This is a genomic window from Natronobacillus azotifigens (genome assembly GCF_026805325.1).
Classification (GTDB): Bacteria; Bacillota; Bacilli; order Bacillales; family Amphibacillaceae; genus Natronobacillus; species Natronobacillus azotifigens.
Genome location: NZ_JAPRAT010000029.1, coordinates 25,414 through 46,554, shown reverse-complemented (window position 1 = coordinate 46,554; position 21,141 = coordinate 25,414). Strand labels below are relative to the sequence as shown.

The 21,141-nt window shown below is 35.4% G+C and carries 19 protein-coding genes, 2 tRNA genes and 1 rRNA gene; 14 read left to right on the top strand and 8 right to left on the bottom strand.

Annotation, left to right across the window (positions count from 1 at the left end):
• Positions 1-5 precede the first annotated feature (5 nt).
• From rrf to OWO01_RS13375, 3 genes are all read left to right on the top strand, one after another.
• Positions 6-121: ribosomal RNA gene (rrf, locus tag OWO01_RS13385) — 5S ribosomal RNA — on the top strand.
• Positions 122-165: 44 nt separating this feature from the next.
• Positions 166-242: transfer RNA gene (locus tag OWO01_RS13380), tRNA-Met, on the top strand.
• 5 nt (positions 243-247) lie between these two features.
• A tRNA-Asp gene (locus OWO01_RS13375) sits at positions 248-324 on the top strand.
• Between the two features lie 142 nt (positions 325-466).
• Here the strand turns inward: OWO01_RS13375 and OWO01_RS13370 are convergent.
• The 5 genes from OWO01_RS13370 to OWO01_RS13350 all read right to left on the bottom strand — a co-directional run bounded on the left by OWO01_RS13370 (position 467) and on the right by OWO01_RS13350 (position 4,037).
• Positions 467-1,120 (bottom strand): hypothetical protein, encoded by a 654-nt coding sequence (locus tag OWO01_RS13370; protein WP_268780967.1) that lies wholly within the window; start codon positions 1,118-1,120, stop codon positions 467-469.
• Positions 1,110-1,757: an ABC transporter ATP-binding protein gene (locus tag OWO01_RS13365; protein ID WP_268780966.1), complete on the bottom strand. Its 648-nt coding sequence runs from the start codon at positions 1,755-1,757 to the stop codon at positions 1,110-1,112. The genes OWO01_RS13370 and OWO01_RS13365 overlap by 11 nt, the downstream gene beginning before the upstream one ends.
• Positions 1,758-2,579, bottom strand: coding sequence for a hypothetical protein (locus OWO01_RS13360; protein ID WP_268780965.1), 822 nt, complete (start codon positions 2,577-2,579; stop codon positions 1,758-1,760).
• Positions 2,580-3,416 carry a hypothetical protein gene (locus tag OWO01_RS13355; RefSeq protein WP_268780963.1) on the bottom strand — a complete coding sequence of 279 codons (837 nt, stop codon included), beginning with the start codon at positions 3,414-3,416 and terminating at the stop codon, positions 2,580-2,582.
• Positions 3,417-3,632: 216 nt separating this feature from the next.
• Positions 3,633-4,037: a hypothetical protein gene (locus tag OWO01_RS13350; protein WP_268780962.1), complete on the bottom strand. Its 405-nt coding sequence runs from the start codon at positions 4,035-4,037 to the stop codon at positions 3,633-3,635.
• 393 nt (positions 4,038-4,430) lie between these two features.
• Here OWO01_RS13350 and thiL point away from each other — a divergent pair, with 393 nt between their 5' ends.
• Genes thiL through tsaD form a run of 5 tightly spaced genes read left to right on the top strand, consistent with a single transcriptional unit; the run spans position 4,431 to position 8,048 of the window.
• Positions 4,431-5,405, top strand: a complete 975-nt coding sequence (thiL, locus tag OWO01_RS13345) for a thiamine-phosphate kinase (protein ID WP_268780961.1) — start codon at positions 4,431-4,433, stop codon at positions 5,403-5,405.
• A gap of 10 nt (positions 5,406-5,415) precedes the next feature.
• Positions 5,416-5,871 carry a tRNA (adenosine(37)-N6)-threonylcarbamoyltransferase complex ATPase subunit type 1 TsaE gene (gene tsaE / locus OWO01_RS13340; protein WP_268780960.1) on the top strand — a complete coding sequence of 152 codons (456 nt, stop codon included), beginning with the start codon at positions 5,416-5,418 and terminating at the stop codon, positions 5,869-5,871.
• Positions 5,868-6,572, top strand: a complete 705-nt coding sequence (tsaB, locus tag OWO01_RS13335; protein ID WP_268780958.1) for a tRNA (adenosine(37)-N6)-threonylcarbamoyltransferase complex dimerization subunit type 1 TsaB — start codon at positions 5,868-5,870, stop codon at positions 6,570-6,572. The genes tsaE and tsaB overlap by 4 nt, the downstream gene beginning before the upstream one ends.
• Positions 6,565-7,011: a ribosomal protein S18-alanine N-acetyltransferase gene (gene rimI / locus OWO01_RS13330; protein ID WP_268780957.1), complete on the top strand. Its 447-nt coding sequence runs from the start codon at positions 6,565-6,567 to the stop codon at positions 7,009-7,011. The genes tsaB and rimI overlap by 8 nt, the downstream gene beginning before the upstream one ends.
• Positions 7,008-8,048 (top strand): tRNA (adenosine(37)-N6)-threonylcarbamoyltransferase complex transferase subunit TsaD, encoded by a 1,041-nt coding sequence (gene tsaD, locus OWO01_RS13325; RefSeq protein ID WP_268780956.1) that lies wholly within the window; start codon positions 7,008-7,010, stop codon positions 8,046-8,048. Before rimI ends, tsaD begins: the two co-directional genes overlap by 4 nt.
• Positions 8,049-8,293: 245 nt before the next feature.
• Here the strand turns inward: tsaD and OWO01_RS13320 are convergent, their stop codons facing one another.
• The gene (locus OWO01_RS13320; RefSeq protein ID WP_268780955.1) at positions 8,294-10,225 is read right to left on the bottom strand and encodes an ABC-F family ATP-binding cassette domain-containing protein; all 1,932 of its coding nucleotides are present in this window, start codon (positions 10,223-10,225) and stop codon (positions 8,294-8,296) included.
• A 235-nt stretch (positions 10,226-10,460) separates the two neighbouring features.
• Here OWO01_RS13320 and OWO01_RS13315 point away from each other — a divergent pair, with 235 nt between their 5' ends.
• Positions 10,461-11,096 carry a redox-sensing transcriptional repressor Rex gene (locus tag OWO01_RS13315; protein ID WP_268780954.1) on the top strand — a complete coding sequence of 212 codons (636 nt, stop codon included), beginning with the start codon at positions 10,461-10,463 and terminating at the stop codon, positions 11,094-11,096.
• An 89-nt stretch (positions 11,097-11,185) separates the two neighbouring features.
• On the opposite strand, the gene OWO01_RS13310 is transcribed toward OWO01_RS13315, so the two are convergent.
• Together OWO01_RS13310 and OWO01_RS13305 are read right to left on the bottom strand one after the other, a co-directional pair.
• A complete protein-coding gene (locus OWO01_RS13310; RefSeq protein WP_268780953.1) occupies positions 11,186-11,389 on the bottom strand; it encodes a YdiK family protein in 204 nt (67 codons plus the stop codon).
• Positions 11,390-11,395: 6 nt separating this feature from the next.
• A complete protein-coding gene (locus OWO01_RS13305; protein WP_268780952.1) occupies positions 11,396-12,115 on the bottom strand; it encodes a CPBP family intramembrane glutamic endopeptidase in 720 nt (239 codons plus the stop codon).
• A 240-nt stretch (positions 12,116-12,355) separates the two neighbouring features.
• Between OWO01_RS13305 and groES the strand changes: the two genes are divergently transcribed.
• From groES to OWO01_RS13280, 5 genes are all read left to right on the top strand, one after another.
• A complete protein-coding gene (groES, locus tag OWO01_RS13300; protein WP_268780951.1) occupies positions 12,356-12,640 on the top strand; it encodes a co-chaperone GroES in 285 nt (94 codons plus the stop codon).
• A 49-nt stretch (positions 12,641-12,689) separates the two neighbouring features.
• Positions 12,690-14,327 (top strand): chaperonin GroEL, encoded by a 1,638-nt coding sequence (groL, locus tag OWO01_RS13295; RefSeq protein ID WP_268780950.1) that lies wholly within the window; start codon positions 12,690-12,692, stop codon positions 14,325-14,327.
• A gap of 660 nt (positions 14,328-14,987) precedes the next feature.
• Complete coding sequence (locus OWO01_RS13290; protein ID WP_268780949.1) at positions 14,988-16,160, top strand: hypothetical protein; 1,173 nt, start codon at positions 14,988-14,990, stop codon at positions 16,158-16,160.
• A 103-nt stretch (positions 16,161-16,263) separates the two neighbouring features.
• On the top strand, positions 16,264-20,523 hold the full coding sequence (locus OWO01_RS13285) for an SMEK domain-containing protein (protein WP_268780948.1): 4,260 nt from the start codon (positions 16,264-16,266) through the stop codon (positions 20,521-20,523).
• A 400-nt stretch (positions 20,524-20,923) separates the two neighbouring features.
• Positions 20,924-21,070 carry a hypothetical protein gene (locus tag OWO01_RS13280; protein WP_268780947.1) on the top strand — a complete coding sequence of 49 codons (147 nt, stop codon included), beginning with the start codon at positions 20,924-20,926 and terminating at the stop codon, positions 21,068-21,070.
• Positions 21,071-21,141 lie beyond the last annotated feature (71 nt).

Sequence of the window (21,141 nt, the reverse complement as noted above, 5' to 3'; positions counted from 1 at the left end):
CAATGTTTAGTGACAATAGCGAAGAGGTCACACCTGTTCCCATGCCGAACACAGCAGTTAAGCTCTTCAGCGCCGATGGTAGTTGGGGCCTTGCCCCTGCAAGAGTAGGACGTCGCTATGCATAACAAAATAGCTTATTGTAGATATTATATATATCTACATTGTCGCGGGGTGGAGCAGTTCGGTAGCTCGTCGGGCTCATAACCCGAAGGTCGTAGGTTCAAATCCTACCCCCGCAACCAATAATGGTCCGGTAGTTCAGTTGGTTAGAATGCCTGCCTGTCACGCAGGAGGTCGCGGGTTCGAGTCCCGTCCGGACCGCCATTTTACTTTTAAAAAATACATAAGTTTAAACTGTCTCTTACTATAAAGAGGCAGTTTTTTGTTGTTTTTAGTAATACCACTCAGTGAGGGAATACGCAAAAAACCCCCACGGAGTGAAGGTTCGCTTTACGTGATCTTCCTTTTACTTCGGATATTTTTGTAACACTTCATGCTTAAAATCAATTAACTTCGCTAAAGATTCCTCCGAACTAACAAAAAATTCGTTCTCTTTAACCGACTTATAGGGTACATAGAGATTATCTTCCGTAACACTCAGAATAACATGCTCTTTATCTTCATAATTAAAAATAGGTGGAATAATCAAGCTAGGTGTCTGATAGATCTTCTCATCCGAGTTAAACGTATTAAGCTTGTTATCTAAAAAGATTAAATATTCATTATTCGGCTGCATAAGATTAATAAAACTAGCATTAACAGACATATTGTCAAATATGACGTGCCAATTGAAGTCAATAATCTCAATTTGATCTCCAACTTTTAATCCGTCCCCTCGATACACCTCCTCAACAATGATCTCTTGAGTGAAATTTTGAAATGTATATTTAGTTTTCCCTTCTGATTTAGCTCGAATAATGATAGGACTATCTTCTACTGTTTGGTTCATTATATTTATTAAGTTTGGTGAATAATCAAAGTCCCACAAAGCTACTGAAAAATGATCTAACATGTTTTCATCTGCTGATACATTCGTATAGGTCTGCCGAAAGAATAAACCAGTGCCAGACGCGACAAGCAAGGTCAGACCAATTAAACTAAATAGTATTTTATTCAGCATGAGGGTAAACCTCATCCACTAAGCGACCAGCATCTAAATAGAAAACTTTATCAGCGAGCAATTGAATATCTTCTTTATTGTGACTAGCGAGTAGAATCATCGCACCACGTTGTTTTTCTTCCCGAATAACTTGGCGAATTAATCGCACACCTTCTTCATCCAAGGAATTCGTTGGTTCATCTAATAAGATAAGATCCGGTTGCTCCATGATCGCTTGAGCTATAGCAATTCGTTGTTTCATACCTAATGAATATTTTCGAAACGAACGTGAATCATTTGGTTCTAAACCCACACGTTTGATTGATTTTTTGATTTGTTCAGTGTCAATTTTTCGATTAAGTTTGGCTAATAATTGAAGATTCTTCAAGCCTGTAAACTCAGGATAAAGCCCGGCATTTTCAATTGTGATTCCTAAATTAGGTAGAACTAGAAAGTCCTGATGCAACTTTTTCCCTTGGTAACTAATGTCACCAGCATCAACTTTCATCAGGCCAGAAATGGCTCTAAACAGCATGGTCTTACCTGAGCCATTACGCCCTACAAAGCCATAAATCGTCCCAGCATTTAATGTCAAACTAATATCATTAAGAATAACCTTACTTTTTATGGTTTTACGAATACGATTAACCACTAACACTTACATTCCTCCGCTCTCTTGGTTCAATACAATCCATTCTTTTTGTTTTACGATTAAACTACCGATAAATAATATAAAAACACTTAAACATGCAAATATAATCACGGTTTCATTCAGATCGAATGAAAGATTAAATTGATTGATCTGACCTTTAATCAAGTTAATGTTACTGCTGTGCCAAGTTAATATCAGATGTGCAATTGGGTTAAATTTTAATAATAAACTGTGTAAGGAAATATTTGGACTATCGACTACTGGCCAAACATTTTCCCACAGAAGTAATAGTGCAACACTTGTCAATTGAAAGCCGACCACAATGACAAATGCAGCGCTACTATCTAGCATGATCGCTAATACATTAATAAGTGTGGTAGTGATGAATAACCAGAGCGAATGTATAAGCACATAATAGATCAAGAGTAAAAAAGCAGACTGATCAAAGTCGATTGGTTTTATGAAGTTGACTATCAACGTAGTAGTCAATACCATCACCAATGGGTATAGGACGGCTAACAAATATAACTTCACACTTTCCTTTAGAAACCATCGAATCCGATTTGGACAACGTGAAAAGTAGTATACACTAGCCGAACAAAAACGTTGGTAAAGATAGGTGCCAAAGATAACTTGAAATAATACCAGTGGCAATAGTTTAATGGATAGATCAATTATATACACTAGAATAATTTCAGTATTTGAAAAGCCAAACCACAGAATTAAATTTGACCATAGTAAAGGGTTCGGCATCGTAAGTATAGCAAACGACTGAAGCATTCCTAATCCAGATGCGAAGAGTAAGCATTTCCATAATGCCTGTGTCATTTAAAACGCATCCTTTCTCATTTTAACGCTAAAAATAAGGATGGAGACTAAACAAATACTGAGTGTAATGACGACTAAAGCAATGGAACTACCCGTAGCATTGCGAAAATGATTATAAAATACCAGATAAAAGAAATAGTTTGTTTCCAGGGTTATCGCAGGTATAAGTTGATTCACATACGCCAACAGATGTAGCAGAAGATAGCAGGGCAAAAATAAGAAAATGCGATATCTAATTTGAAACATTGATACTGCTACCGTAAATATTGCTAATACACCTGATATCAGACCAAAAAACAAAGTAAATACAAGGGCATAGGCGTATTGAGATTTTGTGTATAGGTTAGAAAATAATTGCATATCAATTTGATCTAGATAATTTGCGTCATATACGCCAAAATTCGCTGGATCACCAACAGCATTAATTGGAAAAGCAATTATGTTCAGGATGATCTCTAATAAAAATGGTCCAGCAAACACCAAAAAGGTAACCAAAAATACCACCACTAGTTTTCCCCAATAATAAGCCTTAGCACCAACTCTTGTCTGAATAAAGATGTACTGATTGAGCTGTTTATCTGCAAATAAAGCAAAACCAGCAGGAATAACAACTAGTAAGGGGTAATATTGCATTAAATAATAGCTATATTGACTCCAACTGGAAAGTGTTAATAGCTTCATCGGATGATACATATCAAGCACATCTCTTCCTTGATATATCCAAACATTTGAAAAAAAGTTAACTAACATGAGTGCGGTTACTAATGCCAGGATTATTGTAGCTGTTCTTCGTTCCCACAGTACATTCCACTGCATTTTAATAGAGTTTTTTAACATGGCAATGTCAAGACACCTTTCTGGTCATATGAGATAAGAATAGGAGATCTAAGATGTTCTATTTATCCCGGAGCAACCGTCCGTAAGACTCCCACTTCAAAACAAGGAGAATATCATGTTGTTTAAGTGGGAGTAACGGACGCTAGCACCCCGAATGGTTCAACTAACAATCAGTGGGGGAATACCTAAAAAACCCCCACTGATTGAAGTTTCACTTTATCTAGCGTTATAATAAACATCAGCCTTTGCGCCATGGTCTGGATGATTTCCTCTAAACTGAAATTTAATTTTTTTATTATTTAGCGTTCCATTTGACAATTTAATAGATGAGTTTACACTACTCGTTTCATTGAGAGTATAAATGGATGACATCGAAGTGCCACTAGAAGAGGTTACTTTAACTTGTATTCTAGTAAAGTTATCATTTCCACCGTTAGTAGGGTAAACTGCATATAAGCGAGAGTGAACATTGCTATGATCTCCTGATCTAGTAGCGTCTCTGCTTACCCAAGTTTGGTTTTCTGGTAGTGTTAAAGTGGTTCTTGCAGCAAAAACGTGTGAGCTAAACAGTAAACCACAAAAAAGTACTACAGAAAAAATTTTAATCGTTGTCTTCTTCATAAATCATTCTCCTGTCAATAAAAATTTTTAATTTATTCATATCTCCATATCCTTACAGATAATATAGCTGTAAAAATTAGAAAAGTAAATACATTTTTTATAAAATAATAGTAATAATATACAATTATAATTAATTTCAACAAATCTATTGAAGATTATATTTCTTTCGTCATATCAATCGTGAATAACTTCTGTGCATCAATACTCCAACTTACAAATCAACAAAGGTTTTCATTCTCCTTAAAGGAAATGACAATAAAGATAACTCTAAATATCACTTCAAATTCAAATCAACATGCAACTTATACCTTCACCCGAAACTACTATTTGATTTATTCTCGTCCTATTTTTTGCTATAGTATAGGTAACGATAGAAAGGATGACGAGTTCGTTATGGATGAATTTGCATTTATTGATTCAATTAAACAAACTAAATATCGTCACGCTAGTGTTATCAAAGGAATAGGTGATGATGCGGCGGTTTTTCGGGAGAATTATCAAGACGTGGTTACCGCAGTGGATACGTTTGTTGAAAATGTCCACTTTTCTCGAAAAACAATGGCTCCTTTTCATATTGGCTACAGAGTGTTAGCTGCAAATATTAGTGATATGGCTGCGATGGGCGCAACACCGAAATCTTATTTAATCTCCATTGTCGTTCCAAAAGACTGGACAGATGAAGAGTTACAAGAAATATATCAAGGAATGAATCAAATCGCGAAAGAATATCGTCTTGACTTAATTGGTGGAGACACCGTTTCGGGAAATGAACTTGTGGTATCTGTAACAATTAATGGAGCTGTTGAAAAGAATAAAGCACGATATCGAAGTCACGTAAGAGCAGGAGATGTATTATTTGTGACTGGAACGCTAGGAGATTCAGCAGCTGGGTTGGCAGTACTTTTGCGTGAAGAGTTTAGTGAATTTACAAACAAAGATTATCTCCTCAGCCGTCATCGTCAACCAACACCTAGAGTAGAATTTGCCAAAGGATTAGCCGAGATCGATCGGGTAGCTTTGAACGATATCAGTGATGGAATTGCCAGTGAAGCAAATGAATTAGCAAAAGCATCGAATATTACGATACATGTAGAAAAAGACAAATTACCAAAACATGAAGCGCTAGAGCAATTTCCTCAAGAAGATCAATTAGAGTTCTTATTAAATGGTGGAGAAGACTTTGAATTGGTTGGTACGGTTTCTGAAGAAAATTGGGAGAAAGCAAAAGAGATCGCAAAGAAAACGAAAACGAGTATTACGAAAATTGGATATGCCACAGATGTTAACACTACAAATGGTCACGTATTTTTATATACAAATGGAGAAAAAGAGTTGTTAAAGCCCAGTGGATATACCCATCGGAATTAGGTGAATAATAGTGAAGAGTATAAAATTTATAACAAAGACCGAAGGAGAAACAGAACGATTAGCGAAAAAGTTGGCGATTTTATTGCGAGCAGGTGATGTGATAACGTTAAAAGGAGATCTTGGTGCTGGAAAAACGACGTTTACCAAAGGATTAGGTGCAGGGTTAGGGGTAAAGCGTACAATTAATAGTCCTACGTTTACGATTGTAAAAACCTATCAAGGAGAATTACCGCTATATCATATGGATGTGTATCGATTAGAAGGTAGTGAAGAAGATATTGGCTTTGATGAATACTTTTATAGTGACGGTATCTCTGTGGTGGAATGGCCACAATTTATCGAAGAATTTCTGCCGAAAGAAAGGCTCGATATCGTCATTACATCAACAAATGAAAAGGAACGTGAAATTACTTGTTATCCAATTGGTGATCATTTTGAACGAGTTTGTGAGGGGTTGGCACGATGAATATATTAGCCATTGATACGTCCAATGATGCGATGGGAATTGCAATCTATCAGCAAGATAAAGTAATTGCGGAGTATGTCTCGATTAACAAAAATAAACACTCAACTCGTTTAATGCCTGCGATTGCACAAGTGATGGAAGATGCGAACGTAACACCAAGAGATTTGACCAAAATTGTTGTTGCAAAAGGTCCAGGTTCGTATACAGGCGTTCGGATAGGACTTTCGGTCGCTAAAACGATGGCATGGTCACTTCAGATTCCGGTCGTAGCTGTATCTAGTTTGGAAATATTAGCATTACAAGCAAAAGCGATGCAACAGTTGATCTGTCCATTTTTTGATGCCCGTCGAGGATTGGTTTTTACTGGATTATATCAATTCAATTCCGGGGAGTTCACCACTGTGAGAGAAGATCAGAATATTCTATTTGAAAATTGGCTGGAACAAGTAAAATCTTTGAATCAAGCGATTATTTTTATCAGTCCAGATCTATCGATATATCAAGACCTGATCCAAGAAAAACTTGGTGAACTAGCGATTTTCCTACCAGAAGGATTTCATAACGCACGTCCATCACTACTTGCGATTGCTGGAAAAGATCGGACAGGTGAAGAACTACATTCCCTTCAACCTAGTTATTTGCGATTAGTGGAGGCAGAAGCGAAATGGTTGGAAGAACAAAAGGAAAAGCAACATGAGTGAAGTTAACATTCGGCCAATGGAGGTTGACGATATTCCACAAGTCACAATAATTGAAGAACGTTCGTTTACGTTGCCGTGGACACAAGATATCTATCGAAAAGAGATTACTGATAATAACTTTGCGCATTATTTTGTTATCGAAAACAAGGAGCGCATTATTGGTTTTTGCGGCGTGTGGATTGTATTAGATGAGGCACAAGTTACTAATATCGCTATTAGTCCCGATTTTCGTGGCAATGGTTACGGATCGATGTTGTTTCAAGCTATGTTAAATCAAGTGATAACACTTGGTGCAAGAAAGTTATCTCTGGAAGTGCGTGTTTCAAATAATGCAGCCAAGAAGCTTTATCGAAAGTTTGGGCTTAAGCCCGGTGGTATTCGGAAAAAATACTATACAGACAATAATGAAGATGCTTTAGTCATGTGGGTGAAATTATGAGTGAACAAAAAGAAACATACATATTAGCAATTGAAACGAGTTGTGATGAAACTGCTGCAGCCATTATTAAAGATGGTACGGAGGTCGTTGCAAATGTTGTAGCAACTCAAATCGAAAGTCACAAAAGGTTCGGTGGGGTTGTCCCAGAGATTGCCTCAAGACATCATGTCGAACAAATGACGATTGTTTTAGAAGAAGTTTTTGCAAAAGCGAACATGACCATGGAACAAATCGATGCGGTAGCTGTTACAGAAGGTCCAGGATTGGTTGGTGCTTTATTGGTTGGCGTTAGCTCAGCAAAGGCACTCGCTTATGCTCATCAAAAACCACTGATTGGTGTTCATCATATCGCGGGCCATATTTATGCGAATCGATTACAAGAAGAATTCACGTTTCCGTTGCTGGCGCTAGTCGTTTCTGGAGGGCATACCGAGCTTATTTTAATGAAAGAACATGGCGTGTTCGAAGTGATCGGAGAAACCCGAGACGATGCTGCAGGGGAAGCCTATGATAAAGTAGCACGCACACTAGATCTTCCTTATCCAGGAGGACCAGAAGTTGATCGGCTAGCACAATTAGGCGAAGATACGCTCTCCTTTCCAAGAGCGTGGTTAGAAGAAGATAGCTATGATTTTAGTTTTAGTGGATTGAAGTCGGCAGTTATCAATACTTTGCATAATGCAAAACAAAAAGGAAACGATTTGAAACGAGAAAATATCGCAGCAAGTTTTCAAGCCAGCGTTATTGATGTGTTAACTGAAAAAACATATCGAGCTGCTAAAGACCATCAAGTAAATCAAGTAATTATCGCAGGTGGTGTCGCAGCCAATAAAGGGTTACGAGCATCTTTGGAAGAAAAATTCAAAGAAGAGTCGATTCAATTATCGATTCCACCATTATGGCTATGCACGGACAATGCAGCGATGATTGGAGCTGCAGGAACGATTGCTTATCAAAAAGGAAATCGAGCAGGATGGGACATGAATGCAAATCCAGGTCTTGATCTTGAAAGTTATGGAATGCGAGGAAGATCGTAAAAAAAGTTATCAACAAAGTTATACAAGGTTGTGCATAACTTTTGCGAAAACTTGCAATGAAACTGTTTGACTTGTGTGTAAAAACGGTGGATAACTCATAAGTTTTTTGTGGATTATGTGTATAAGTCGCAAAAAAACAGGTAATAACGGCTTTTTTTTGTGGATAAACATCTTACTATCCACATGAGCACCAAAATAAAACAGCGACACAACTTATTAACAGTTTCGTCGCTGTTTTCAACTACTTATTGTATTTGTAGTGTTTCCCACTCTTCCATCAGTTGTTCGATTTGAATGGTATAACGATCGTTTTCTTTGGTTAGTTCCAATGTTTTTTCATGGTCTTGAAAAACTTCTGGTTCACAAAGTAATGCTTCATTATTTGCAATGTTTTCTTCTAACTCTTCTATAGTTTCTTCAATTTCAGCAATTCTACGTGCAGTCTTTCGTTCTTGCTGTTTTCTCTGTTTATCGACATGAAAATTTGTTTTTGTTTCCATGTTGTTCTGTTGCTGCTTTTCTCTTTTCTGTGCATCCCATTCAGCTAATTCGATGCTCTCTTGTTTTTTTTCAACATAATAATCATAATCACCTAAATAGACCGTTGCCTCTGTAGCCTGTTGTTCAATCACTTGAGTAGCGATTTCATTAATAAAATAGCGATCATGAGATACAAAAATAATCGTTCCTGGAAATCCAAGTAAAGCAGCCTCTAATACTTCTTTGCTGTCTAAATCCAAATGGTTGGTCGGCTCATCAAGAATGAGAAGGTTTGCTTTTTCCATCATTAATTTTGCAAGTGCTAGTCTGGCTTTTTCTCCACCACTTAACGCAGAGACGGGCTTTAGCACATCATCTCCAGAAAAAAGAAAGTTTCCAAGTACGGTACGAATATCTTTTTCATTCACACTCGGATATTCATCCCACAACTCCATTAAGACCGTTTTGGTTGAATGAAGTTTGGCTTGCTCTTGATCGTAGTAACCGATTTGAACATTCGTGCCAATGGTAAGCGAACCACTGGCTGGGGATAAATCGCCAATGATTGTTTTTAATAAGGTGGTTTTTCCTACCCCATTTGGTCCGACAAGGGCGATCCGTTCTCCTTTTGTTACAGAAAAACTGATATTGGAAAAAATCGTTTGATTATCATCTGGATAGCGAAAAGCAAGTTGATCAATCTTTAATACATCATTTCCACTTCGTTTATTGATTTGAAAAGAAAAGCTTGCAGACGATTCATCCCCTTTTGGACGATCCAATCGATCGATCTTTTCTAGTTGTTTCCGACGGCTTTGTGCTCTTTTCGTTGTCGATGCTCGAGCGAGATTTTTTTGGACAAAGTCTTCCAGTTTCTTAATTTCACTTTGTTGCTTTTCAAACATCTTTTGTTCACGCTCATAATCCAATGCTTTTTGCTCTAAATATTTGCTATAATTGCCGTGATATTTTTTGGAGCGTTGTCGTGATATTTCATAAACCGTTTGAATCGTTTTATCTAAGAAATAGCGATCGTGTGAAACAATCACAACCGCACCAGCATAGTTGTTTAAATAGTTTTCGAGCCAAGTTAATGTTTCAATATCTAAGTGGTTAGTAGGCTCATCTAAGATAAGTATATCGGGCTTTGCTAACAGAAGTTTCCCGAGCGCCAGACGAGTTTTTTGTCCACCACTTAATTCGCTAATCGATGTAGCAAAATCATAGTTAGTAAAATGAAGTCCGTTTAAAACGGTACGAATTTCTGCTTCATATTGATAACCGCCATTCACTTTGAATGCTTGTTGTCTAGTATCATATTGATTTAACAATTGCTGATATCGTGTTTCATCGTCGATGATCGAAGGATCCCCCATTTGCTCTTCAAGACTACGCAATGCTTTCTCTTCTTCGATTAAATCGGAAAATACTTCAAGCATCTCTGCCCAAATCGTTTCACTGGTTTCTAGACCGGTATTTTGATCAAGATAACCGAGCGAAACATCTTTTGGACGATGAATTTCCCCTTCATCAAAAGAAAGGACACCAGCCATTATTTTTAATAATGTTGATTTTCCCGCACCATTGCGGCCGACAATGGCAATTCGATCATTTGATTGAATTTCTAGTTTTATATTTTCTAAAATAGTTTCCGCGCCAAAGCGTTTGACTAAATTATTTACTTGCATTAATATCATGTGCTTGTTCACCTCATCTGTACCAGTTTATCGTATTCATTCCCATAGTAGCAAGCAAATGAGTATATCTCTTTATGAAAATTGTATATACTGAAAAGTACGTGAAGGAAATCACGACAAATCATTTATTTTTTGGTAGTATAGAATTAGCAGTGATGCATGATCACATGTTTTGTTACATATCTTATGGATGATCGTAAAAAGTAATTAGGTCGGTTAAAAGAGGAGAATTAATATGGCAGCACAAAGTAAAATTCCACAAGCAACAGCTAAACGTTTACCATTATATTATCGGTTTTTAAATAACTTGCATTTGCAAGGTAAAACAAGAGTGTCTTCAAAAGAGTTAAGTGACGCAGTGAAAGTTGACTCTGCCACAATTCGAAGAGATTTTTCCTACTTTGGGGCCTTAGGGAAAAAAGGCTATGGCTACAACGTAGAATATTTACTTGGTTTCTTCCGAAAAACACTCGATCAAGATGAAACAACGAATGTAGCATTAATCGGGGTTGGTAACTTAGGAACAGCCTTTTTGCATTATAATTTTACCAAAAATAATAATACGAAAATACAAATGGCGTTTGACGCTGATACAAATAAAGTGGGAAGTAAAATTGGTGGGGTACCGATCTATCATATTGATCAACTAGAAAACCGTTTAACCGATGTGCAAGCAGCAATTCTGACAGTACCAGGAGCACAAGCTCAACCGATCACAGAACGATTGGTGCAATCTGGGATTACCGGGATCTTGAATTTTACACCGGCTAGGATTACGGTACCAGAAGAAATTCGCGTGCATCACATTGATCTAGCGGTTGAATTGCAATCGTTGATTTACTTTATGAAACATTACCCAACGGACGAATAAATCCAAATGAAAAACTCCTCTTCAGTTGTTACTGAAGAGGAGTTTTTCTGTGGCAAGTTATGCCTCATGTTGCGAATGGGTAATGAAATTTATTTTTTCTTTTGAGCATTCTTTATTTTAAGATGTAAACGAATCGTTCGGATCGCTGCACCAAAATCCAGTGTTGCTACGGCGGTTAGTATAATAGTGACCGGATTCCAGACAGTATCGTCGGCATATTGAAAAGCAAGAAAAAGAAAAAAGCTCCCGATCAAAACATACATGCCCGCACTAAACAAAAGAGAAACACGCATTTGTCTTTATCCTCCAATTGATAGCAATTGTATAAATCCATACTGTTCCATGATTTGTTCTAGTTCTGCGGGATCTATACTAAGCTGAATAAGCACGACTAACGTATTCATCCCAACGTGAGCAAGGATAGGAACAATGATACGTTTTGACTGAACATAGACAAACGCAAAGACAAAACTCATGACAAAATAAACCAATAAATGGGTAAAGTCCATGTGAATGACCGCAAAGAGAACTCCTGAGATAACCCCAGCGATAACGAAATTCGTTCGTTTATATAGTTCACCAAAGATAATTTTTCGAAAAATAACCTCTTCAAGAATGGGACCAATTACCGTGACGACGATAATGAAGACAGGCAGAGTTCTGGCAATCTCCATGATTTGCATCGTATTCTCCGATTGTGGCTCGACTTGAAATAGTAATTGTTGAATTACGTTTGCGATGATTTGTCCAAACATCGCAAGGAAAATACCTAGTAATGACCAAATGACAATCATTAGTTTACTGGCTGCCTCTGGATGTCTAGGCATTTCTTTTTCAGGCTTTAATAGTAAGGCAGTAACAACTAGTGCGACTATAAAACTAAAAATCTGCCAGTAGATGAGTGTGTGTAATGCCTGCTCTCCTTCCATTCCGCTAGCGCTTATATAGACAGCAATAGGATAAGCGGACAGTTGAGCGATTGTATAGGTAAGAATAATAAAGAAATATCTTTTTAACAAATTGAAACGTCTCCTTTATGTATAAAATAACTACAGCTAATAAACGTATTTTACCATAACTTTCGAATAGAATTAAACGTTGACTATTGTCATTATATTTTTTTGAAAAAAATTAATCACAATACTTGCAAATTTTTCTGGAATTCATTAATATAATAATTGTGTTAGCACTCGATGACATTGAGTGCTAATAATAACGATTATACTTATGAAAAAATAAATGGAGGAGGGTTTTTTATAATGCTAAAGCCTTTAGGTGACCGTGTCATTATTGAACTCGTTGAAGAAGAAGAAAAAACTGCTAGTGGAATTGTATTACCGGATTCTGCGAAAGAAAAGCCTCAGCAAGGGAAAGTTGTTGCAGTAGGTTCTGGACGTGTCGCAGATAATGGAGCGAAAATCACTCCAGAAGTTGAAGAAGGAAATACGATTGTATTCTCTAAATATGCAGGAACAGAATTGAAGTACGAAGGCAAAGAATACTTAATTCTTCGCGAAGATGATATTTTAGCAATCATCGGCTAATCGAAGAATCGAAAATACGAATACTTAGAATTATAAGGAGGAATTACCAATGGCGAAAGAAATTAAATTTAGTGAAGACGCACGCCGCGCAATGTTGCGTGGGGTAGATACATTAGCAAACGCTGTTAAAGTTACTTTAGGACCAAAAGGACGTAATGTTGTTTTGGATAAAAAATTTGGCTCACCATTAATCACCAATGATGGGGTAACGATTGCCAAAGAGATCGAACTAGAGGACAAGTTCGAAAATATGGGTGCACAACTGGTATCCGAAGTTGCATCAAAAACAAACGATGTTGCTGGTGATGGTACAACTACTGCAACAGTACTTGCACAAGCAATGATCCAAGAAGGTTTGAAAAACGTAGCATCAGGTGCAAACCCTGTTGGCGTTCGTCGCGGAATTGAAAAAGCAGTTGAAGTAGCGACAAATGAATTGCGCAGTGTATCTAAGCCAATCGAAGGCAAAGATTCGATTGCACAAGTTGCGGCTATCTCTTCAGCTGATGAAGAAGTAGGTCAATTGATCGCGGAAGCAATGGAACGTGTAGGTAACGATGGTGTTATCACAATCGAAGAATCAAAAGGATTCAACACAGAACTTGAAGTGGTTGAAGGGATGCAATTTGATCGTGGATATGCTTCTCCATACATGGTTACAGACCAAGATAAAATGGAAGCTGTGTTAGAAGATCCGTATATTTTTGTAACAGATAAGAAAATCAATAACATTCAAGAAGTACTTCCTGTACTTGAGCAAGTTGTTCAACAAGGAAAGCCATTACTTCTTATTGCAGAAGATGTAGAAGGTGAAGCACTTGCAACATTAGTGGTGAACAAACTTCGCGGTACATTCAATGCAGTAGCAGTAAAAGCACCAGGATTCGGTGACCGTCGTAAAGCAATGCTTGAAGACATTGGAACACTTACTGGCGCTGAAGTGATTACAGAAGATTTAGGATTAGACTTGAAGAGCACAACACTTGAGCAATTAGGTCGCGCTTCAAAAGTTGTTGTAACAAAAGAAAATACAACAATTGTTGAAGGTGCTGGAAATCCAGAAAATATTTCTTCTCGTGTACAACAAATCCGTGCACAAATCGAAGAAACTACTTCTGAATTCGATAAAGAAAAATTACAAGAGCGTCTTGCTAAATTAGCTGGCGGTGTAGCAGTTGTTAAAGTTGGTGCTGCTACAGAAACAGAATTAAAAGAGCGTAAATTACGTATTGAAGATGCATTGAACTCTACTCGTGCAGCGGTTGAAGAAGGTATCGTTGCTGGTGGTGGTACTGCATTAATGAACGTCTACACACAAGTAGCTAGCCTTGAACTAGAAGGTGATGAAGCGACTGGTGCGAACATCGTGCTTCGTGCATTAGAAGAGCCAGTTCGTCAAATCGCAATCAACGCAGGCCTTGAAGGTTCTGTTATTGTAGAACGCTTAAAAGGTGAAAAAGTAGGCATCGGTTACAACGCTGCTACTGGCGAATGGGTAAACATGATCGATACTGGTATTGTAGACCCAACAAAAGTAACGCGTTCCGCACTACAAAACGCAGCATCTGTAGCGGCTATGTTCCTAACTACTGAAGCTGTAGTTGCTGACATTCCAGAAGACAACGCCGGCGGCATGCCAGACATGGGCGGCATGGGTGGAATGGGTGGAATGGGCGGTATGATGTGATGACCGCTTAATCCCTTGCTATATAACGGTTTAGCATAATCTAAGAGTCATTTGGCTAACAAATGGCTAACATTTATTGCATTATTAGAGGCTTCTCAAAAGTTCACTGAACTTTTGGGAGGCTTCTTTTCCATTTCTGACTTGAGGTTACACTTTATTGTAATTTTAATATTGATTGTCTAAGTCTGTCCATAATTTACTTAATTGAGACAGTAATTGTGATGTTAAGTGTTTTTTAATTTTCTTAGGAAATTTTTACGTCTGTTGGGCTAATAGGTTATTGAACCAGATTAAACAAAACAAATACTTAGTTCGATTAAATGAGAAAATATATATAATATAAACAAAATATACAGATAATTGGATTTGAAATATGGATATAGTAAAATAGTATTAATAAATTTGAACGCAACGTTATGTGAGAATAATGCTGACACTAATACTGAACGTAATTAATTTACTTAGGTTTTGGAAAGAAACTGTTGATATCCTATTCGCTCATTTAATATAGTAGAAGAATAAAATTATCCTTACCTAATAAAGAATCCTTTACGCATTGCTTACTAGTTTTTTAAATAAGGAGAGATACGGAGAGTTCAATTTACTCGACGAATTTTTGAATTAGATCAATTTTGAAATAAATTACAAAGGAGATATAAAATGAACGGATTTTTAGATGTGAAAATATGCGAAGATTTTAGAGAATCCATAAATAAAACTGATATTTTTATTTATGACAATGAATATAAAGAACATTACAATCTTTTCTGTGCTGTGATGGATAGAGTGGATAGCAGTATTTCATATCTTAATAGAAATGCTAACCCACCAAAGTCAGAGGCAGAATTACTATTTTTTATCATGTATACATGTATGGTACTAGATGCTGTCAAGCAACTTTTAAAAGCCTTAGATATAGAGAACGTCTATTCAGATAAAGACAATGCAGTTTCATATAAATTTTTCAATGATATTTGCGTTGTTCCCCCATTAAATATTCCTCAAGAAGATTGCCCAACTGATGACAAGTTTTTTGAATATATACGCTCACTTTCGATGGCTCACCCATTTGAAACAAATAGACCCAAGTTTTTTAAAAAGGACGAGATACAATATTCTCCTTGGGTTATCGCGAATAGTAACTTTATGAGTGCAAGAGGCATAAAGGATGGGGTAGGAATTCGGATATATTCCAATAAATTTGAAGAAGTTCAAGATCTACTCTTTCCATTTAGCCTTCTCAAAGAATATATTAACTCTCGGTTTCTTCTTATAAAAAAAGCTACAGAAAAATTGTATCAAATTATTAATAACAAAGAAAAGAATTGGAGAAAGGTCAAAGTTCAAAGAAACTTATCCCCCACTATTACATTGGAAAATATATTAGAAATCCTCAAAAGCCGTTATGAAAATACTTACTATGTAGAACTTGGGATCAATTGTCTTAGTTGTGAAATAACTGAAATGGCAAATAAGGATATTGTTTCATCATATAAAAAAATCATAAGTAATTTAATTCCTTGTTTAATTGAAGCAGTTGAAAAACTAGATTATGAAAAGATGGCTACGGCACTTGATAATGTATTGTCTGCCCGACCTAAAAATATACATGAAATGGGCCATTACCAACTTGAAAAAATTTTTGGCCACCTTCATGTTGGTAATGAATCATTATCTGAATATAAATGGGGCTTACAACAAGCCCAACATTTTGCAAATGAGTTTGCTGTGAAATGGGTCAAAATAAACATAGATAACATGAATGCAGACGAAATTAAACTACTAGTTCGTATTGCCTGTTATTTTGAGAAAAAGGAAGAAGAAAACTTTTAATTCATTCTAGTCAAATAATAAACTGTTATCTTGATTCTTAGCAGATACAACGATTAACTTGAAGCTCTGTTTACTTAAAATCAATCGATTTGGAGGAATGATGATGAATAGAAATAATAATACAAGTATGTTTGTTAGTTATTTAGTAAGACTAAATGAATTTATTAAGGAAAATGGTCGTTTAAACTTGTTATCAACACATGTTCATGCTGAAAATTTATATAGGGATTTGCTAAATTATTTATTTGGATTATCTTTATCGAATATGAATGAGGAAAAACAAAATGCAGCAGCAATTGATTTAATTGATCGAAAGTCAAAACTAATTATACAGGTATCTGCTACTTGTACAAAGCGAAAAATTGAATCTTCTTTATCAAAAGATATAATAGCTGAATATAAAAAAGATGGCTTTACTATGAAATTTCTCTTTATTGGAAACCAGAATGAAAATATTAAAAATGGTACGTTTTTAAATCGTCATAGCATTCATTTCAATCCTAAAATTGATATCCTATTAACTAACGATTTGACTAGAAAATTTATAGATTTAGATATTGATAATCAAAATAGCCTAATTAAATTTTTGTCTAAAGAATTAGACCCCATTAACAATGTAGATAATCAATTTAAATTAAGTGATAACTTTATTGACACTCAGTTATCTATGAGTCTATCCTCTCTTGGACCCCGCTATACTCCTGAACTAAACGTTGAGACGGAGAATATGCTCGCATTTGAAGCAATAACAATGAGTGAGTATTTTCAAAAAGAAAATTACAAATACTTGAGGAAGATTATTGATAGCATTAAGAAAAAGAGTGAAAGTTCAATAGAAAGTATAAAGGGAAAAGAGTTTTATCGTGATTTTATGAATCAAATAGATTTGGATATAAGTAAAATTAATTCCTTTTTGGAAATTCATAAAAGTTTTGAGGAGAAGGTTGATCAGTTAAAAGAAGCACATGCTGTCTTAGATAACATTCAAGCAGCGTCAAACACTTACCTTGTATACGAAGCAAATTTTGATAAGAAAGATAAAGACTCACTTATAGATTATTTTAGAGAAATTACTATACATATTTCAAACTTCAATCGTTTTTTAGATCAAACTTGTTACAGATGTTTATATGATCCGTACTTATTATTACACGGAGAAGCAGGAATAGGTAAATCACATTTATTAGCAGATATGGCAAAGAAGAAAAGGGCAGAAAACCACATTGTCTTTCATTTTTTAGGGCAACATTTTTCGAGTCAAATTGACCCTTTAAAACAATTACTAGACAGTTTGGATTTAGTAGGATCAACTGACCAATTTCTATCGACCATAAATAGGGAAGCAGAAAGAAGTGGTAAACGTGCTATTCTTATAATTGATGCATTAAATGAAGGGGAAGGTAGAGGGCTTTGGAAAAGTCATTTCCAAAGGTTTATAGATAAAATAAAGCAGTATTCAAGTATATCGTTCGTTTTTTCAATTAGAACTCCTTTTATATCACAATTGTTACCGGAGGGTTTTATTGATAGTAACAAAATAACAAAATTTAAACATCATGGATTTAGTGAAGAAGACTACAGTCCAGTTACATCTTTTTGTTCCTACTATAAACTTGAAGAACCAATTTTTCCATTATTAAATCCAGAATATGATAATCCATTATTTCTAAAGCTTGTATGTGAATTACATGCCAGTAGAAGGCGTAGTTCATTCGATCAAGATCTTAAAATATCAAATCTATTTTCATTTATAATTGATAACGTAAATAAAAAGTTGTCTACGCATAATAGATTAGATTTTGACTCAAATCTGAATGTAATACATGAGATACTACAAGAAGTTATAAGGGTGCAGCATATTTCTCAGTATAGGGAAATGGATTATAAGGATGTTTATAAGAGTATAAGAAAAGTTGCTGCAGATTATACTAGCTACGACACAAAAGTGTTAGAAGCCTTAATCCAAGAAAATATATTAATGGACACGGTTAACTATAAGGGAGAAAGAATTGTATATTTTGCATATGAGCGCATGGGTGACTATTTATTAGCTAATTATTTACTTGAGACATTCAGAACAAAAGGATTAAGTAGCGATGAATTACTTGGGGATATTAGAGAGGATCATAATATTAATAAATATTTTAACTCTGAGAGCAATTTATCCTTTAATGTTGGACTACTACAGGCATTATCGGTTATTTTGGCAGATGAGTTCAGTATTGAGTTCTTTGAAGTTTTCCCAGAACATGAAGATAATTTTTCTGTTATGGAGGCATTCAACGAGAGCTTAATATGGAGAGATGGGGCAAGCATTACTAAGAAAACCAAAGATTATATAAATAAACATATATTCCGTTATAAATATTCACTTGACAATTTTTTAAATGTACTAATTCAGAAAAGTTGCTTACTAGATCACCCATTAAATGCTAATGCTTTATTCAAAATTTTGATAAAAAATCCATTGCCAGAAAGAGATTCTTTCTGGACTACAAAAATATCAAAAAGAGATATCAATATATTGAAAATTATTAATTGGTCTTGGGTAAATAGTAGAAAGATAGACGCTAAAACAGTTGAATTATATGAAATAACTTTAATATGGACTTTGAGTTCAACAAATAAAACAATTAGGGACTCTAGTACAAGAAGTTTAGTTAGTTTATTTAAAGAGTTTCCTGAAACGATGAAAAATATGCTAGATAGATTTAAAAACGTAGATGATCCGTATATATTAGAACGATTATATGCAGCTGTATTTGGGGGAGTAGTTAGAAGTAATAAACATGAATTATATCCAGAATTAACCAAATATATTTATAATGAATTTTTTTGTAAAAGTGAAGTATATCCACACGTCTTATTAAGGGATTATGCTAGGCAAACAATAGAATTCATATTAACTACTCATGACGTACAGGAAATAGACAAGAGTAAAATTAAGCCGCCATATAAAAGCGAATGGTATAAATCTATTCCTACAAACTATGAAATTGATCAATTAGAACAAGAATATACTAAAGATGAAAACGGACGGTTAGCATTTTCGGTTAAAAGAATTATCTCATCAATGACAACCGAATATGGTAGAGGTGTCGGTGGATATGGAGATTTCGGTAGATACGTTTTGGGTTCAATAGTTAGAGAATGGGAAAATCAATTTAATAGTGACCAAGAATTAAGTAATATAGCGATAAAAAGAGTTTTTGAAATGGGGTATGATATTAAACTTCATGGTGAATTTGACATAAATATAAGTCCTCATGATAGACATAATGATGTAATTGAAAGGATTGGAAAGAAATATCAGTGGATTGCATTACATGAGTTAATGGCAAAGTTGACTGATAACTTCCCTACGTTTGAGGAAGAAAAAATATATACAATTGAGTATCAAGAATACTTGGATAGAAAAAACAAAAATCTATGGAATCTTATTGAAGGAAAGGAAGAAATGGAGGATATTGAGAAAGAACCAAATGAGGAAGACCATGTGATTAGAGTTAATAAAATTTTCCTCTCGCAATACTCCGGGCCATGGGAACCGTTTATGCGTGATATTGATCCAACTTTTTTATTGAAAGATATGCCCTCAAAAAATTTAGAACTAATTCCAAATCAACTTCCGACTAATCCTACAATAAAATGGGTGAAAAATGATTCTCTTTATGAGAATTCTCAGAAGTATTTGGAGCTCGAGTTTGACGGAACTGAATATATTGCACTGTATTCGCATTTTGATTGGACGGTTAAAAAAGAGAAATCCAAGTTTAATGAAAGAGATGCTAAAATATTCCTAGCAAGTGCATTTTTTGTTAATAAGAGCAGAAAAGAAGAAGTTCTGAAAAAAAGAATGGATTCTATAAATGGCAATGGCCTACCATTACCAAACACATATAGTATATTTGCTTATGAGCACTTTTGGAGTGAATCTTATATTGATTTTGAAAAAGAAAGGACTAGTTATGAAGATAATGATGTAATGCCTGCCTGTCATAAGTATCTATGGGAAACGGATCAATCGATAAATGGCGGGAATATTCCAACATACGTAATGCCATCCAAAATTATTGTCGATTACTTTAATCTAAAACAACAAACTGAAGGGATCTGGCATAATGAAGACGGAGACATGATATGCTTCGATTCTGCACTATTAGGATATGATAGCTGTTTACTCTTCGTAAAGGATAAGTTAATCCAGTTTATTGAAGAAAGTGATTACGCGTTAATGTGGGGCGTCTATGCTGAGAAAGTCGCTAAAAAACATTTTCATGAATGGTGGTATACAGTAGATTATGATAAAGGAAGGTTTAAGAAGTATATTTCAGATGAAAAAAATTTGAAGTACAGAAAATAAATAGTTTATTTAGATTTTTTAAGATACTGCCCCCATCATCCTTCAGTGGAGGGTAGAATGGTGCAAAATATTTTTTAAAACAATAAATTAGTAATCGGTTATTGTGTAGAATGAATAGAATAATTATTTGTCCTTTAAAATTATGTGGTAGAATGCTAACATTTTGCTAACGCAATCCAATGATAAACGGTAAATTCCCGTTAAAGATGTTACAGTAAGAATTTAGTGAGACCTTGATTTACCGCACTTTTTGCACCTCACGTTAACGATGTATTACACACTTTCACTTTATGGGCGGCATGATGTAAGTTTAGAAAGCGGAAAGGGCTTGCCAGTCGCGACACGCATAAGCAGAGCGCCGTAAATGACCTGTTTTTGGGTCATTGGAGGGGAAATGCTTATGACGCGAGCGACTAGCCCTTGTAGCTGGACTGCCCCTGAAACCCTTGATATGATTGTTGCTAACATGAAATTAACGGAAGCTTCTCATGAAATGACTAAACTTGTGGGAAGTTTCTTTTTTAAAATTTTTGAATCTAAATTATGAAAAACCACGTATTATATCTAGCCATTTTCCACGTATTCATTAATCTTTTACTATTTCACCTCCATTAATAA